This window comes from Rhizobium ruizarguesonis (genome assembly GCF_012349115.1).
In the GTDB taxonomy this organism is placed as follows: domain Bacteria; phylum Pseudomonadota; class Alphaproteobacteria; order Rhizobiales; family Rhizobiaceae; genus Rhizobium; species Rhizobium ruizarguesonis.
In genome coordinates this window covers 199682-215209 of sequence record NZ_PQIG01000133.1, presented here as the reverse complement: position 1 = coordinate 215209, position 15528 = coordinate 199682, and the positions used below count along the sequence as shown (strand labels likewise).

At 58.7% G+C, this 15528-nt stretch carries 18 protein-coding genes and 1 tRNA gene; 11 read left to right on the top strand and 8 right to left on the bottom strand.

Annotation, left to right across the window (positions count from 1 at the left end):
* Window positions 1–197 precede the first annotated feature (197 nt).
* Window positions 198–389, top strand: a complete 192-nt coding sequence (locus C3Y91_RS35775; protein WP_018074065.1) for a hypothetical protein — start codon at window positions 198–200, stop codon at window positions 387–389.
* Window positions 390–492: 103 nt separating this feature from the next.
* Here the strand turns inward: C3Y91_RS35775 and C3Y91_RS38315 are convergent, their stop codons facing one another.
* Window positions 493–687: a hypothetical protein gene (locus tag C3Y91_RS38315; RefSeq protein ID WP_024320730.1), complete on the bottom strand. Its 195-nt coding sequence runs from the start codon at window positions 685–687 to the stop codon at window positions 493–495.
* A gap of 336 nt (window positions 688–1023) precedes the next feature.
* On the opposite strand from C3Y91_RS38315, the gene C3Y91_RS35765 reads away from it, so the two are divergent.
* Together C3Y91_RS35765 and C3Y91_RS35760 are read left to right on the top strand one after the other, a co-directional pair.
* A complete protein-coding gene (locus C3Y91_RS35765) occupies window positions 1024–1728 on the top strand; it encodes an FkbM family methyltransferase (RefSeq protein WP_024320731.1) in 705 nt (234 codons plus the stop codon).
* 779 nt (window positions 1729–2507) lie between these two features.
* The gene (locus tag C3Y91_RS35760; protein ID WP_130655928.1) at window positions 2508–3677 is read left to right on the top strand and encodes a phage exclusion protein Lit family protein; all 1170 of its coding nucleotides are present in this window, start codon (window positions 2508–2510) and stop codon (window positions 3675–3677) included.
* Between the two features lie 82 nt (window positions 3678–3759).
* Here the strand turns inward: C3Y91_RS35760 and C3Y91_RS35755 are convergent.
* Window positions 3760–3835 (bottom strand) — tRNA-Ile (locus C3Y91_RS35755).
* A gap of 200 nt (window positions 3836–4035) precedes the next feature.
* On the opposite strand from C3Y91_RS35755, the gene C3Y91_RS35750 reads away from it, so the two are divergent.
* Complete coding sequence (locus C3Y91_RS35750) at window positions 4036–4404, top strand: response regulator (RefSeq protein ID WP_018074071.1); 369 nt, start codon at window positions 4036–4038, stop codon at window positions 4402–4404.
* Window positions 4405–4522: 118 nt separating this feature from the next.
* Here C3Y91_RS35750 and C3Y91_RS35745 read toward each other — a convergent pair whose 3' ends face one another.
* The 3 genes from C3Y91_RS35745 to C3Y91_RS35735 all read right to left on the bottom strand — a co-directional run bounded on the left by C3Y91_RS35745 (window position 4523) and on the right by C3Y91_RS35735 (window position 6374).
* A complete protein-coding gene (locus tag C3Y91_RS35745) occupies window positions 4523–4726 on the bottom strand; it encodes a hypothetical protein (protein WP_018074072.1) in 204 nt (67 codons plus the stop codon).
* Window positions 4723–5388 (bottom strand): acyl-homoserine-lactone synthase, encoded by a 666-nt coding sequence (locus tag C3Y91_RS35740; RefSeq protein WP_003541559.1) that lies wholly within the window; start codon window positions 5386–5388, stop codon window positions 4723–4725. The genes C3Y91_RS35745 and C3Y91_RS35740 overlap by 4 nt, the downstream gene beginning before the upstream one ends.
* A 260-nt stretch (window positions 5389–5648) precedes the next feature.
* The gene (locus C3Y91_RS35735) at window positions 5649–6374 is read right to left on the bottom strand and encodes a LuxR family transcriptional regulator (RefSeq protein WP_018074074.1); all 726 of its coding nucleotides are present in this window, start codon (window positions 6372–6374) and stop codon (window positions 5649–5651) included.
* A gap of 123 nt (window positions 6375–6497) precedes the next feature.
* Here C3Y91_RS35735 and C3Y91_RS35730 point away from each other — a divergent pair, with 123 nt between their 5' ends.
* Window positions 6498–6692 (top strand): hypothetical protein, encoded by a 195-nt coding sequence (locus C3Y91_RS35730; RefSeq protein WP_018074075.1) that lies wholly within the window; start codon window positions 6498–6500, stop codon window positions 6690–6692.
* A 335-nt stretch (window positions 6693–7027) separates the two neighbouring features.
* The gene (locus C3Y91_RS35725; RefSeq protein ID WP_130664879.1) at window positions 7028–8953 is read left to right on the top strand and encodes a DUF5054 domain-containing protein; all 1926 of its coding nucleotides are present in this window, start codon (window positions 7028–7030) and stop codon (window positions 8951–8953) included.
* A 67-nt stretch (window positions 8954–9020) separates the two neighbouring features.
* On the opposite strand, the gene C3Y91_RS35720 is transcribed toward C3Y91_RS35725, so the two are convergent.
* Together C3Y91_RS35720 and C3Y91_RS35715 are read right to left on the bottom strand one after the other, a co-directional pair.
* Entirely contained in the window at window positions 9021–9260 is a 240-nt protein-coding gene (locus C3Y91_RS35720; protein WP_024320734.1) for a DUF2934 domain-containing protein, read from the bottom strand.
* A gap of 25 nt (window positions 9261–9285) precedes the next feature.
* A complete protein-coding gene (locus C3Y91_RS35715; RefSeq protein WP_018074078.1) occupies window positions 9286–9492 on the bottom strand; it encodes a hypothetical protein in 207 nt (68 codons plus the stop codon).
* 360 nt (window positions 9493–9852) lie between these two features.
* On the opposite strand from C3Y91_RS35715, the gene C3Y91_RS35710 reads away from it, so the two are divergent.
* Window positions 9853–10236, top strand: coding sequence for a BRA0787 family protein (locus C3Y91_RS35710; protein WP_024320735.1), 384 nt, complete (start codon window positions 9853–9855; stop codon window positions 10234–10236).
* A 199-nt stretch (window positions 10237–10435) separates the two neighbouring features.
* Window positions 10436–10849: a DUF4174 domain-containing protein gene (locus C3Y91_RS35705; RefSeq protein WP_018074080.1), complete on the top strand. Its 414-nt coding sequence runs from the start codon at window positions 10436–10438 to the stop codon at window positions 10847–10849.
* Window positions 10850–10915: 66 nt separating this feature from the next.
* Here C3Y91_RS35705 and C3Y91_RS35700 read toward each other — a convergent pair whose 3' ends face one another.
* Complete coding sequence (locus C3Y91_RS35700; protein ID WP_024320736.1) at window positions 10916–11626, bottom strand: GntR family transcriptional regulator; 711 nt, start codon at window positions 11624–11626, stop codon at window positions 10916–10918.
* A 267-nt stretch (window positions 11627–11893) separates the two neighbouring features.
* On the opposite strand from C3Y91_RS35700, the gene C3Y91_RS35695 reads away from it, so the two are divergent.
* The 3 genes from C3Y91_RS35695 to C3Y91_RS35685 all read left to right on the top strand — a co-directional run bounded on the left by C3Y91_RS35695 (window position 11894) and on the right by C3Y91_RS35685 (window position 15527).
* Complete coding sequence (locus C3Y91_RS35695; RefSeq protein WP_168576374.1) at window positions 11894–12982, top strand: ABC transporter ATP-binding protein; 1089 nt, start codon at window positions 11894–11896, stop codon at window positions 12980–12982.
* A gap of 53 nt (window positions 12983–13035) precedes the next feature.
* Window positions 13036–14334 (top strand): ABC transporter substrate-binding protein, encoded by a 1299-nt coding sequence (locus tag C3Y91_RS35690; RefSeq protein ID WP_018074083.1) that lies wholly within the window; start codon window positions 13036–13038, stop codon window positions 14332–14334.
* A gap of 278 nt (window positions 14335–14612) precedes the next feature.
* On the top strand, window positions 14613–15527 hold the full coding sequence (locus tag C3Y91_RS35685) for an ABC transporter permease (protein ID WP_018485015.1): 915 nt from the start codon (window positions 14613–14615) through the stop codon (window positions 15525–15527).
* Window position 15528: the final 1 nt, after the last annotated feature.

The following is a 15528-nucleotide window of genomic DNA, read 5'->3' as shown; positions in this document are numbered from 1 at the left end:
CGTAACAATGGGCAATTTAGCATGACAGTTATGCGACAGTGCATGGCTGGAGAGCGGCTGGCCTAAAAGGTGATCACATTGGCGTTAGAAGGGGCCGCCGAGAGCGGTCGGGCGCTATAAATCCTCGTCGGTATTCGCCGTGGGTGGTAGATTGCCCGCTTGGGGTAAAACCATGCCCTTCCGAAGGAGAAGCTCAGATGAACCGATTTTTCGCATTTGTCGCGACCGGAACGCTGATCAGCCTTGCCACGATCATTTCGGCTTGCACTTCGTCCGGAAGCCTCGACCAGACTTCGTCGATCGGCGGCGGTTATTATGAGAGTCAGCCGCTTAATCCGGCGTGTGGGGGTGGGTTCAGGCCGAGCGATGGGCGTTCTTGTAGCTATTAGAAATGTGCACCGATCGGGCATGATGCCGTCGGACGAAGTCGTGTGCTACTGGCCATCGCCGGAAGCGAACTATCGCGGCAATTAGACTTCTAATTTCCCAGCGCTAATAGCTGCATGGGCGATCATTGCCGAATCCATCGCGGCAGGCGGGCCGAAGGGCAAAGTCAGCGCTATGAGCGGTATAGCCGATCGAGCCCGTTTGTATCGAGTCGTTTGGGCTCGTGCTGCAGGCCGATGCCGACATGGCAATGACGAAGACGGCTGTCATGGCCTCCAATAGTTTGCGAGTTTGAAGCATCTCCCCACTCCTCACTGTCCAAAGTGTCCGTATAATCCTGGCAAGTAGGGCCATGGGGCGTCCTGATAACTGTCATTGTCGATCAAGATTTTGTTATTGGCTGAAAACCCCTTCGCCAGCGCTCGCTGCCACGATCAAGGTTGCATGGCAACGCCTACAGAAGGGATCCACGGCTACGTCGGCTTCACCTAAAGAACTAGGCTTGGTGAAATGGCCGCGCAAGGCATCAACTATCGATGATCTAGCCACGGGTTGCCAATTCACCGAAGATGGAAAAACAGGGTCACGCCGCTCGACGAGCGGATAGCGCATGCGTTCGAGTTACCGGGAGCCTACATGCTTCATATCGCTAATATTGCGCCACCTCGGCTCAGGCTATGGACGCGCGCTTCACGAGAATGGCGCCATGGTGAGCCCGAGCTTCGGATCCTCGATAGATTATGCCGTCGGGGCCAGACTGCAATCGATATAGGTGCGAACTACGGTGTCTATTCCTGGTACTTGACCAAGTATGCGGGCGATGTCGTCGCCTTCGAACCTCAGCCTCACATGGTCGCTTTTCTGAAGGCTGCGCTTGGTTCGTCGGTTCGGGTCGAGCAGGTCGCACTTTCCGACAGCGCTGGCGTTGCAACGATGCGGATCCCCAGTGATCAGCTCATGGATGGCTGCGCCACGATTGAGGAGCAGAATACGCTTTCGACGCAAAATGTTGAAGAAATTTCCGTTCCAACCCGGCGCCTGGATAGCTATCAGTTCGGCCCTGTAGGCTTCATTAAGATCGACGTTGAAGGGCACGAACTAAAAGTACTCAAAGGCGCGCAGGCTATACTGAACCGGGATCACCCAAACCTGCTCATCGAAGCGGAAGACCGACATCGACCCAACGCTGTCGCCAGCGTGATCGACTATCTTAAGCCGTTTGGCTATTCTGTATATTGCCTGAAAGATCGAAAATTTCGTTCCCTGTCGATCGACGAGGTCCAGAAGGACTCTTCCGGAACGCCCTATAACTACGTCTTTTCTATTCGCAAGGATCTATAAAGCGCCTTTCGTGTGCCCCGTGCCCACCACCCCTTCATCAGATGCTGTCATGGCGGCAGCCGATGTTTCGCCCCATATCGCCCCTATGGCCCAATCCATGACTGGCTTTCCATGGACCGAGCGAGCGGAGATTGCAGTTGGGCGATTGCGGCCAACTGCCTACAGCCGGCGGCTCCGCTCTCCCTTCTGACAACCATCGCCGTGCCGAAAGATGCGGATCAAGGCTGCCTCGGACACGCTTAAGATGTCGTTTGTTTGGACAACGACGATATGGGGAGCCGCAGCCTGTCGAAGGGGTCCCATTCACCCCGGTCGATTGCCGATCTGGAGTAGTAGGAGGCTCATGCGTGCGGCCATGAATCCAGAGCGAAGGTCAAGCCCGGTCGGCGACGAATTCACCGAGGTGGTAGCCTTTCGCAAAGGAGATAAGGCGGCCGAATAGGCACTCTGCTCGAACATCCGCCATCTGCGCCAGCAGCTTGCATTGGCAGAAGGCGCCTTGAGGCGCGGATGCCGTATCCGGCGCCCACCGGGTCAGGTCGCATTGAAACCCTTGGGTTCCACGGCAAAAAACAGCAAGCGGCAACGAACAGGGCTTTGGAAAACAAGGCAGAAGTCCTGTCGCAAGTCCTTCCAACCAGGAGAGAACTTAAGTTTATAGGGAGAACAACCTGCGACAGGGAAATTCGGCTTCTGCGCTGGAGCTATCAAATTGACATATTAAGTTGCCGGCGGAAAAGGTGTCGCCGCTGCCGGGTTGATTATACAAGGGTAGAACGATGCCTGACGAGAAGCCCATCGAGTCGCCAATATTAAATTACGCGCCCGATCACTTAGTTACAAAAACAATGAATGGAGGGCGAAGCGGTGCAGTTCATGTGTACACACTAGATGAAGCCACCTCGAAGTTTGATTATTTCGTCAGACGGTTCGAGCAGGTATTTTCCGGTCTAAAATGGGCTTTGCCAATCGAACGAGGAAGCGTCTTTTTCGCATTTGTAGGAGGTGGTGTTCCCTTTAGAGCCGCGCCTGTAGAGCCCGATGCGTTTGTTATTTTAGCTGACCCGCGAGCGATCGATTATGCGCTGGTTCTGACATCGCGTCTCCAGGTGTTAGGCCCAATGGCCAAACGTTTTCGGACCGAAAGCGTCGAGCCCACCAAAGATTACTCCGGCATGTACCTGCTGGACATCGCAAAGGACCTAATATTTCACGAGGAGTTGGTTCGAGAATCGATCGAGGCCAATGGTGTCACCACCAACGTGTTCTTCTCTTTGCTTTGCTATGTCATATGCCACGAATATGCTCACATTGCCCACGGACATCTCGATTTCCGGTTGTCCAATGACTTTCGCGAATTTACTGCCACCCAACAGGATTCGGAGCTTACGGCTCGGACACTCGAGATGGATGCTGACGCATCCGCGGTGACTTTAACCTTTACGCTCTTGGAGCAAATTTTTCTTGCAGGTATCAAGCCTCGCATTCCAGCCGAACGTGTTGAGGAGTTTACTGCGCAATATCGTCTACAATACTTAGTCGGTATCACGTTGGCCCATATCTTCCTTGATTCCCTGGCCGGCAAGGACACGGTGCCGAGATATCACCCGATGACCTACGTCAGGTTTGTTGCCTTTCAGATAGTGCTTCTGAAGGTCGGTGAGAGCCAGGGCATCGATACTGATTTCGTCGAAGAAGCCCGAAAACTGGTGGTCGACACGTTCGTCCACCTTAGTGGAGACGTTTCGAACCTACATCATCCAATCGCGGCAAACACGCTGGTCCACGAAGGAGAGGGCGAGCCAGTCGGGGAATACACCTCGCTGGGCTTTCATTCAGCAGCGGCCCATCTTGAGGACTGCGGTAGACGGTGGACGAGGCTTTATCCGATTCTTGCTAAATTCTTACGAGGTGGCCGATTGGCGCCACCGTATGCAGATCCACTTTGAAGAGCACTGTCTCCTTCAAAGCCGGCTTCGAGGAAGCTTTGAAAGATTTTCAAAAATTCCGGAACCTCGAAACTAAACGGAATGGTGGGCCCGGAGGGACTCGAACCCCCAACCAAGCGGTTATGAGCCGCCGGCTCTAACCATTGAGCTACAGGCCCTGGCGTCGGGTGTCCGGCGCTGTGATGCTGGGGCAATGGTTCCCGCAGCACGGGTTTCGCTCTAACGCAAATCCGGGGGAGCCACAAGCGGTGAGCGCAAGCATCTGTGGACGATGTATATTTCGTGGGCAGCCACTGGAACCTTCTCGGGCGGGCTACACTTATTCAAGTGACATTCCGCATGAAGAGGGCGATCGCAGATGGTGGCTTCGAACAGTGCCGTGGTGCTCATCGTGGAGGACGAGCCGCTGATCCGGTTCAATATCCTCGATGTGCTGGAGGATGTCGGTCACGTGGCGCTGGAGGCGGCGAATGCCGATGAGGCTCTGGTGGTGCTGAAGGGCAGGCAGGATGTCGATATCCTGTTCACCGACGTCAATATGGCCGGTTCGATGGACGGTCTGCAGCTTGCCAATCGGGTGAGGGCGATGCGTCCGAATATCGGCATCATCATCACCTCGGGCATGGTGCGGCTCGATCCGATGGCGTTGCCCGCCAATACCGCCTTCCTGCCGAAGCCCTACATGCACGACACGCTGATTTCAACGATCGATACCCTGATGACGTAACGGCAATACCCTGATGACTGGACAGGGGCGCGCAGCCGCAAAACGNTGTTTTTGCGGCTGCGCGCGAGGCGCCGGGAGACATGCTCGTCTTCAGGCGGGGCGGAGGGGAACCACACCCTCAGCTGAAGCTGCTCCTCAGCGCCTCGTTCTCGTGATGGGCCTTCTTCTCGTAGATCGTGAACAGCGCCATCGAAAGGAGATAGGAGAGGAAGGGATCCCCTATCTGCGTGGCGATGTCGCGGGATGCGAGAACATGGCGCTCCAGCGCGCCGATATCCTTCTGCATTGCGGTCTGCGTGGCGGTTTCAGCGAGGCGGTTCATGCTGCCATCTCCAGGAATTGGGTCACGACCGAGCGGGCCGGCACGTGCCTGACATAAAGGGGTAGGGTGAGGCCGAGGGCGGCGCGCATCTTGCGCAGCACCCGGTCCGATACTTCGAAGGCGCCGCAGCAGACGGGGTATTTGCCGTAACCGTCTGCACGGCCGAGTTCTTCCACTTCGGCGCCGGCGCGCTTGTAGACGCGCTTGAGGTAGGGCTCGTAGTTGGAAATCATCGTATGGATGCCGTGATCGAGCGCGCATTCGCAAAGCGCAAGCAGCATCATGGAGAAGGCGCGACCGGCATCGACATTGGAGAAATCCTTGGCGATCGCCTCCTCGTCGATGCACATGCGCGTGCCTTCCCAGATGCCAGGGGCGATGAGATTGGCGGCATCGGGAAACGTCTCGCGGAAGACGTCGTAGAGAAGGGTCGGGCCTGTCGTCGGCATCAGGCGCATGCCGCCATAAAGGCGGGTGCGGCTGTCGTTGCACCAGACGAGATAGGCGGGGGCGAGCGAATCGTAGCTGTCGCGTTCGTAGGGGCCGATGACGGGAACGTCCCAGCCGAGCGTATCGGCGAAGACCTTCTTGCGCAGGCGAAACATCTGGTCGAGTACGGCAGCGTATTTCTGATACTCATGTGCCTGAATGATAACGAACATTTTGCCCTCCAGCGTTTTCAAGTTCGTGGAAAGCAGAATGGTTCAGGCGAGCCGGATCGGAAATTCCCTCAGATGGGCCCCCTCAGATGAGGGGGTAGAGCATGTCACGCAAAAGTGCGCAGCGGTTTTGCGAGAACGACATGCGCCAACAAAAGACCTAGAGCGCCGTGCGTCCTTTCGGACGCACAAAGGACGCTCTAACACTTTGAACCTACGCATCGTGCTTTGCGAAAATCGATTCCGATTTTCGGGCCGATGCGCTAGGGATTGATGATGCGCAATTGAACGGCCCGGGAGGCGGCGGCCGAGATCGTGGCGCAGCCGAGCTTGAAGCGGGCGGTCTTCAGATAATCGCGCGTCGTGTGCTCCGATATGCCGAGGATGACCGAAATATCCTTGTAATCCTTGCCCAGCGCCGTCCAGTGCAGGCACTCGATCTCGCGCGGCGACAATGACGGCACAGGATCGTTCTCGCCATGCAGTTCGTAGACGGCTTTGCGGTGGATCAGATGGGCGATCTCGATCCATTCGTTGCGGCAGCGGCGGACGAGTTCGGCCCATTCGTCAGCCGGTATGCGGGCATTCAACGACAAGAGGGCGCGACGCTGCGCCTTGTCGGCGACGGGAATGGAATAGCCGTTGCCGCCGATGCCGTGCTTCTGGGCGTCGACCAGCATGGCATAGGCCTCCGGCGTCGGTTCGACCTCGCTCCAGTCGAAGGGCAGCTGGCGTTCGAAGCCCTGCTTGACGATCGGGTCGACCTTTACATAGCTGTTCAGAAGGTAGCGGGAGACCCAGGAATCCGGGTAGGTGGTGCGCACGAAGGGCGAATCGATCTTGCTCGCGATCGTCTGGGCGAGATGGTAGGTGACGAAATCGAGGCCATATTCCGCCTGGAGAATGCGGATGGCGGCATCCACATTGGCCGCGGCCTTGATCTGTTCGAAAGCGGACTCGAACTTTTCGCTGTAGGTATTTTCAATCATTTCCACTGCCCCAATTCCCTCAATCCTACCGCGAGCGCTGTCATAAATACAAGGCATCCCCACATATGCGGGGAATGACAATCCGGGTCCCATCTGCTAGCGCCTGTCATGAGGAGACCTCATATGGACAGCAAGAGACCATTCGAGATTGCCGAATGCCAACAGGCCGCCAAGGGCCTGAAATCCAGCTGGCAGGACATGGCAGGCTCCGAAGCGCTGATCCGCGCCCTCGTTGCCGAGCGCAACGGTGACACGTCGCTGGCGCTATTCTGGACCGAGGTTCACCGGGCGCTCTGCCAGGAAACCAACGCCTTCTGACGATCGGCCTTCCAGAACGGCTCAGCCTTTTTCTCCACAATTCAGGCAGGGCACCCACGCCGGTCGGCAGGGACATCCCATCCGCTTTTCTCCAAAACTGCCGATGAACACGTCTTCATTCTTGTCGCGATTCGATCTGACGGCGAAAGCGTTGGACACTGCGTTCTGGATTTATGGTTAAGAAACCCGCATTATTTCATCGATTTGTGCCAAAACTGGTTGACGGAGCGTTTGCGGCAGGAGCTATGGTGTTGTGGAAACGGTTACATTCCGTCTTGCCTGTACAGCGCCGGCTGCAGAATGTTTCGGATGTCCTTACTGATGTGTGGAATGGAATGACTGAAAAGCGCGTGCATCTGGTCTTCAAGACCCATCTCGATATCGGCTTTACCGATCATGCCGAGAAAGTCCGCCGGCAATATCATGAGCGCTTCATTCCGCAGGCGATCGAGACGGGCAGGCATTTTCATGCCGAAAATCCCGACGAGCCGAAATTCATCTGGACGACCGGCGCCTGGCTGATCTGGGACCATCTGAATTCGCGCTCCGGTCCTGAGGTCGCGGCGCTGGAAGAGGCGATCGAGCGCGGGCTGATCCGCTGGCACGGGCTGCCGTTCACCACGCATACGGAGCTGATGTCGCCGGATCTCTTTCGGGCCGGGCTCTCTTATTCGCATGAGCTCGACCGGCGTTTCGGCAAGACGACGATCGCGGCAAAGATGACCGATGTGCCCGGCCATACGCTCGGCATGGTGCCGCTGCTTTGCGAGGCGGGCATCCGCTTCCTTCATCTCGGCGTCAATACAGCCTCACCGCCGCCTGATGTGCCCGATATCTTCCGCTGGCGGGCGCCTGGCGGCGAGGAAGTGGTCGTCATGTACCAGCGCTCCTATGGCGAAACCTGTTTCCCCGATGGTTTGGAGGATGGCCTGAGCTTTGCCCATACCAACGACAATATCGGGCCGCAGAGCGTGCCGCAAACGGCCGAGGCCTATCGCGAATTACGCGCTCGTGAGCCGGATGCGATCATCCGCGCGGCGACGCTTGACGAGTACGGCGCCATCCTCTGGAGCGAGCGCGAGCGTTTCCCTGTCGTCGAGCTGGAACTCGGCGACAGCTGGATCCATGGTAGCGGCAGCGATCCGGTGAAGACGGCGCGGTTCCTCGCGCTGCAGCGGCTCTACGACCGTTTCGCGGCGGATGGTCTCGACGCGCGGCGTCTCGCCTTCGGGCGCGGACTGGCGATGGTGGCCGAGCATACCTGCGGCGTCGATATCAAATCCTATCTGCGCGACGACAAAGCGTGGTCACGGGCCGATTTCGAGGCCGCGCGCCGATCCGATTATCGCTTCGCCTACACCGAAGCCTCATGGGACGAGCAGCGGGCCTATCTCGATCAGGCGGTCTCGGAGCTCGACGAGACGGACCGGAAGGCGGCCCACGCCGTGCTTGCCGAACTCGCCACGCCTGCCGTGATCGAGGGCGGTGGGCGGGAGCTCCGCCTGCAGGTCGGCGGCTGGTCGATCGCGCTTAACGGCGTGAGCGGCGATGTCGCCGAAATCACCTCGCCCTCCGGCAGGACGATCTCCGGACGTGACGGCTCGCTGATCGCCTATCGATACGAGAGCTACGATGCCGGCGACGTTATCAGGCACATGGAGACCTACCTGACCCATCGCCAGGAATGGGCGGTCCTCGACCATGACAAGCCAGGGCTAGCTCGTTCTGGTGCGGCGCTTTCGAAGGTTTTTCTGCCGGCGCTGGAAGCGACTGACGAGGCGAGCATCCTTCTCTCAATGCCGGCCGAGGCCGTGCAGAAATATGGCGCGCCGCCGCATGTGATGCAGCATTTCACCGCCGAGGGCGATCGCCTCGATCTTAGCCTGACATTGCACGACAAGCCGGCCAACCGTATGCCGGAGGCAAGCTTCCTATCCTTCACGCCTGATGGTGCCGGGGACTGGAATTTCCGCAAGATGGGCCTCTGGCATCGATCCGGGAATATTGCGACGAGCGGCGGCGGACAATTGCAGGCGGTGACATCAGCACGCAACGATCTCGCTCTGGGTGCGCTGACGATCGAAACCTTCGATGCGCCGCTCGTTGCGCCGCAAAGCTCAGATTTCATGACGTTCTATAAGACGCGGCCGGACTTCGGCTCTGGCATTCGCTTCAATCTGCACAACAATAAATGGGGAACCAATTTCCCGATGTGGTGGCAGGGAGATTTTCAGGCGCGCTTCCGGTTAAGGTTCGACTGAGTTGCTCTCAGGGATCAATCTGCTCGGCCCGGTGCGGATGGGCCGTCCGGGCCGAACAGGACGGGGTTCAGCCGACGCTTACCGATCGGCCGATCCAGCTGATGCGGGGCGCTTCGGGCTGTTGCGGCCTCGGGCGAAACTTCACCAGTACCTCGCGGCCGTCGGAAGAGGCCTTCGTGCGCTCCAGCGCATCGCGTTCGGCAACCGCCTGGCGCCAGTGTTCGTCGTCGCGGCCGTAAGGGCGGCCCTGTTCCTCCCAGATCGCGTAAGCTCTTTTGCTGATCCATTCGTGGCGTTTATCGCTCATCTGTCTATTCCATTCGTCAAAAGTGTTATTCGGCAATTCTGTCCTGTAGAACCGGCGGCCGGCGTTTGGCTGCCATCAGCAGGTCGAGTTCGATCGAGGAGGGGCCGAAACGGGTGAAAAGACTTTCGGCCTGGTCGCTCAGGAGACCATATTTGGAGGCGAATTCATCAAGGCTATAGGGGCGGCCGCGCAGGATTCTGCTTCGGCGCTCCGGTTCACGGATTTGCGTCATTGGTGATAACCCCAGACTGTTTTGCGAATGTGAGAACAAAACAAATTACAGAGACAAAAGTTCCGTGAATTTTCAGGGTTTTTTCGTCTCGTCGTGCCATTCCGGAGCGATCTCAGGCGGGTGGCATAGATTTTTAAGACTGGTGGTCGCCGAGAAAATTTCGACCAAAAGACGCAAGAATATCAGGGCGTTATGGAATTCGCTTCCGCGGCGGCGGATAAATGGGCTTTACCCCGGCGCGTTACTCTATAGAATCAATAGTGTTATTCGGTTCGCAGGGGCAGCAAAACGCTCCGTTCCCCGCGTTGGCGCGACCGATACCGGAGGACTTTGGCTTCAACCCATCAAGAGGAGACAGACATGATGAATGCACTGCCGCCACTTCATGACGGCCATGCGCCGTTCAACCTCCAGCAGCTGTTTCGCGAAGCGCTCTATGCCTTCGAGGAATGGGACAGTGAATTGACCGAACCGATCGTGACCTACGAAGGACGGGTCATCCCTATCAGCTTCGTTTTCGAAGCCATGCGTGAATGCACCGACATCGTGCCGATGAACATCGTCGGCGCCGTCACCGAACGGCTGAGCAAGCCGTGGGAGGGCGAAGGCCCGCTCGACCAGATGACTTTCTCGACGGCGGCGCGCGTCATGCGCGTGCTGGTGCGCAAGCGCCTTCTCGCCACGGGTGCCGTGGATCTCGTTGCCGTTTCGGCCCACGCGTCCGAAGACCAAAGCCGCGACTGACAGGATAAGGATCGCGGCCATGGCTGCGATCCTTTTCCGCTTCTTGGCGGAACCTCACCCATTCCCAACCGTTTAATTCGGCAGACACGGCCCGCCGCTACAGCGCCGCTGTGGCACTTTGAATTGCCGCATAATTTTATCCTTAAATCGATCCCGATCTAAGGAATTATGCAGTGGTGACGGGCGAGGAATAAGTACCATGCTAAAATCCATCGTTCATGAAATCATCGGCACACCTCGGCGTGAGCCTGACCTTCCGCAATCGCTCGAGCAGTTTCGCGACAGGAAGCGGGTGCTGATCATCTTCGCAGATGCGCAAGACGACCGCGCTCTCATTCAGGACGAATGGCTGCGCAAAGCGCATATGCGCCTCATCGAAGAAGACGTCGAAGTGTTCAGCATTGCCGGCGGCGGCGCGTTTGCGCTGTTCGACGATGACTGGGAACTCGATGCCGACGATATTCGCGAGCGGCTGCAGGGGCCGCCGTCCGGCGAGTTCGGGCTGATCCTGATCGGACGCGACGGAACCGTGAAGCTGCGCTCGAGCGAGCCAATGACCGCTGAGGATATCTTCGCGGCTTTCGAGATGTTGCCGAAGAAGACGCCTTGGTAGTGTTTCGAGATTCCGTTTGAAGCGGGGCGCGGTGAAGCATCATCCGCGCCCGCATCTTTTGCATGTTCAGAGCTCGAAAGCTTCCTTGAGGCCCAGGCTCTTGCGTTCGCGCAGGTCGAGATCGGCCTCGATATGGGCGATGTGGTGCAGCATCAGCTGGCAGGCGCGGTCGAGTTCGTTGGCTTCGATCGCCGAGATGATGTCACCGTGTTCGGAATGACCGCAGCTCGATGCGGTCGACTGCCCGTAGAGCGCAATCACCAGGGACGAGCGGGCGACGAGCTCTTCCATGAAGCGTTGCATGATCGAATTGCCTGATATGAGCGCCAGCGTCAGATGGAAATCGCCCGATGCCTTGATTTCAGCGCGCCGCGCCGTCTGGCCGCGTTCGCTCATCAGGCGACCTTCTTCCAGCAGAAGCTGTCTCAGATGCGCGATGTCATCGGGCGTGATCTGCGCCGCGGCCTCGCGTAATATGCCGGGTTCGACCAGGCGGCGGGCGGAGAAGATCTGGCGAGCCTCTTCGGGCGAGGGGTAGGCGACGAAGGCGCCGCGGTTCTTCTCGACGCTGACGAGGCCCTCATAGGAGAGCGCCTGCAGGGCGGCGCGCGCAAGCGTGCGGCTGACGTTGAAGAGATTGCCGACATCGCTTTCCGAAAGCTTGGTGCCGGGCGAGAGCCTGCGTTCGACGATCGCTTCGCGGATGGCATCGCGGATCTGTTGCGCGCCGGTATCGGCGGAGTCTTCGGCTTGCTGAGCCTTGGCGGCGGATTTCATGAAAATCGATTTCCTGATGACGACAAACCATATCCGTGTTCGCGGCAAAAGTTAAACAGAATTTGTGCTCGAAATGGCGGCAAAATTGTATACGATTTTCTGCACAAATTGCGCACGATAGCCTAAATCATGTGCAGATACCGCTGTGCCTATAATTTGCTCTCGCAAGTTCGGTAGCGATAAAATCTTTAATTCGCAATGGCTTGATGTGAGCCACGGAGTTTGGCACGGCAGATGCATCGTCTTTTCCGAACAGGGGAAGGCATGATGTCGAAAGCGGCAGAGATCGATATAGTATCCGTTTCGAAGGTCTATGGCGCGACGACGGCGGTCCATGCGATCAGCCTGAAGATTCCGGCCGGCTCCTATTGCTGTTTCCTCGGCCCGTCGGGCTGCGGCAAGACCTCGACGCTGCGCATGATTGCCGGCCACGAGAGCATTTCGTCGGGCGATATCCGGCTCGGCAATGTCGTCGTCACCGATTTTCCGCCGGCCAGCCGCGGCACGGCGATGATGTTCCAGTCCTACGCGCTCTTCCCGCATCTCGATTTGATCGACAACGTCGCCTTCAGCCTGAAGATGAAGGGCGTCGACAAGCAAGAGCGGCAGGCCAAGGCGCTCGAGATGCTGAAGCTGATGCAGATGGAGGGCTATGCCAACCGGCGTCCGGCCCAGCTTTCCGGCGGCCAGCAGCAGCGCGTGGCACTGGCGCGCGCGCTGATCACCGATCCGGAAGCGCTGCTGCTCGACGAGCCGCTGTCGGCGCTCGATCCGTTCCTGAAGATCCGCATGCGCGCCGAACTCAAGAAACTCCAAAAGTCGCTCGGCATCACCTTCGTACACGTCACCCATAGCCAGGAAGAGGCGATGGCGCTCGCCGACGTTATCGTCATCATGAATGACGGCCGGATCGAGCAAGCGGCGGCCCCTCGCGAGGTCTTCGAGCGGCCGGCGACTGCCTTCGTCGCGCGGTTCATGGGCGACCACAATGTGCTGTCCGGCCGGGTGACGTCGAGCGAGAACGGCGTGCTCGTCATGACCGTGCCGGAAGGTCAGAGCTTTTCCGTGCGCGGGACGGGCAGGGAGGTCGGCGAGCCTGTCGATATCGGTATCCGCACCGACCGCGTGCGCCTGCAGGTGGCGAGCGAATGGACGCTCGGCTTCGACGGTATCGTCTCCAACATCGAATATCGCGGCTCTTCCGTGAAGATCACCGTAATCGGCGCCGGCAGCGACGACTTCACCGTCATTGCCGACGACGGCGATTATTTCGCCCGGCCGGTCGCCGTCGGCGACACCGTCTCGCTCAGCTGGGCGCTCGAAGATGCCGTGCTTCTCGGCCGCGCTTCCGCATGAACCATTACCATCAAGAACACTGAACCTTCCGTATCAAGAAAAGGGGAACTGACATGACGACTGAAACGACATCGACCAAAGCGGAAAAGGGGCTTTCCCGCCGCACGCTGCTGAAGACGGGTGCTGCCGCCGTCGGCGCCATCGCCGGCTCCGGCGCCATTACCGGCTTTCCCACCATCTGGGCGCAGACGAACATCACGCTTCGCCAGTTCGGCACCGGCGTTTCGAACATCAATGCCATCGCCGAGAAGTGCAAGGCCGATCTCGGCATCACGCTGGAGATGACGGCAACCGATTCCGACGCCGCCGCCCAGCGCGCCGTCACCCAGCCTGACAGCTACGATATTGCCGACATCGAATACTGGATCGCCAAGAAGGTGTTCCCGACCGGCGTGATGCAGCCGATGGACGTCAAGAAGCTGAAATATTACGACAAGATCGTGCCGCTGTTCATCAACGGCAAGCTAAAGCCGGAGAGCGTCATTGCCCAGGGTACGGCGCCGCATACGGTCGGCTTCGTCGAGGCGCAGGGTTCCAAGAAGTTCGCCAAGGAGCCGACACAGTGGATGACGATGGTTCCGACCATCTACAATGCCGACACGCTCGGCATCCGTCCTGATCTCACCGGCCGTCCGATCACCAGCTGGGCCGATATTCTCGATCCGGCCTTCAAGGGCAAGACCGCGATCCTCAACATCCCGTCGATCGGCATCATGGATGCGGCGATGATCATGGAAGCCTCCGGCAAGATCAAATATGCCGACAAGGGCAACATGACGAAGGAAGAAATCGACAAGACGATCGACTTCCTGATCAAGACCAAGGGCGACGGTCAGTTCCGTGCCTTCTGGAAGTCGTTCGACGAAAGCGTCAACCTGATGGCCTCGGGCGAAGTGGTCATCCAGTCGATGTGGTCGCCGGCCGTCGCCGCCGTCCGTTCGAAGGGCATTGCCTGCACCTTCCAGCCGCTCAAGGAAGGCTACCGTGCCTGGGGTGGCGGTCTCGGCCTTGCCTCGCACCTCAAGGGCGCGCAGCTCGATGCAGCCTATGAATATATCAACTGGTACACATCGGGCTGGGTCGGCGGCTACCTCAATCGCCAGGGCTATTATTCCGCCTGCATGGACACCGCCAAGGAATTCATGTCGGCCGACGAATGGGGCTACTGGATCGAAGGCAAGCCGGCGCAGGGCGATATCCTGTCTCCCGAGGGCAAGGTCATGGAGAAGGCCGGCGCTGTTCGCGACGGTGGCTCCTTCGAAGCCCGCATGGGTGCTGTCGCCTGCTGGAACTCCGTCATGGACGAGGACCGCTACATGGTCCGTCGCTGGAACGAGTTCATCGCTGCCTAAGGCCCGGTTGGCGGTTGCCGCTTTTCCCCTCCCCAACCCTCCCCACAAGGGGGAGGGAGTCCGGAGGTGGTGCGGTACAGAAACTCCCTCCCCCTTGTGGGGAGGGTTGGGGAGGGGTCTTCTCAGTCCTCCCTGCCCGAAAGCAGGGTTCGCGGTGGCCCAGGCGCTGCCGCGAATCTCTTCTCCTCGGCGGGGAGAAGGTGCCTGCAGGCGGATGAGGGGGCGGGGCACGAGCCTCTGTCATCACCCCTGACAATGAGACAACGGAGAACCGGATCATGGCGACCATCGCAGCGGAAACGGAGGAGGATGGCCAGGGCGCGCGCGGCGGGCGCGGACTGAGGCTTTCCCCATCGGCGATATCCTATCTCCAGGCGACGCCGCTGTTCGTCATTCTCGGCTTCTTCTTCCTGCTGCCGATCGCCATGATCGCGGTCGTCAGCTTCTGGGACTACGACTTTGCCGGTCTCTATCCCGATTTCCTGACGATGAACTACACCGATACGCTCGGTTCGTGGGTGACGTGGAAGACCTATCTCAACACGCTGAAATTCACAGCGATCGTCTGGTCGCTGACGCTCGTCATCGGATTCTGGGTCGCCTATTTCCTGGCCTTCCACATCCGCAAGACCTCGACGCAGATGATCCTCTTCCTCGTCTGCACCGTGCCATTCATGACGTCGAACATCATCCGCATGATCTCGTGGATCCCGGTGCTCGGGCGCAACGGCCTCGTCAATTCGACGCTGATCGAAATGGGCATCATTCCGCAGCCGATCGAATGGCTGCTCTATTCCGACTTCGCCGTCGTGCTCGCCATGGTGCATCTCTATACGCTGTTCATGGTGACGCCGATCTTCAACACGCTGATGCGCATCGACCGGTCGCTGTTCGAGGCGGCGCGCGATGCCGGCGCCTCCGGCTGGCAGGTTTTATGGAATGTCGTCATCCCGCTCGCCAAGCCCGGCATGGCGATCGGCACGATCTTCGTCGTCACGCTCGTCATGGCTGATTTTTCGACGGTGCAGGTGATGTCCGGCGGCCAGAGCGCCTCGGTGGCGCTGATGATGAAGAATCAGATGTCGCTGCTGCAATATCCGGCCGCTGCCGCCAACGCTGTGGTGCTGCTCGCCGTCGTGCTGTTGATGGTTGCAGCCATCCTGCGCGTCGTCGACATCCGCAAGGAGCTTTGAG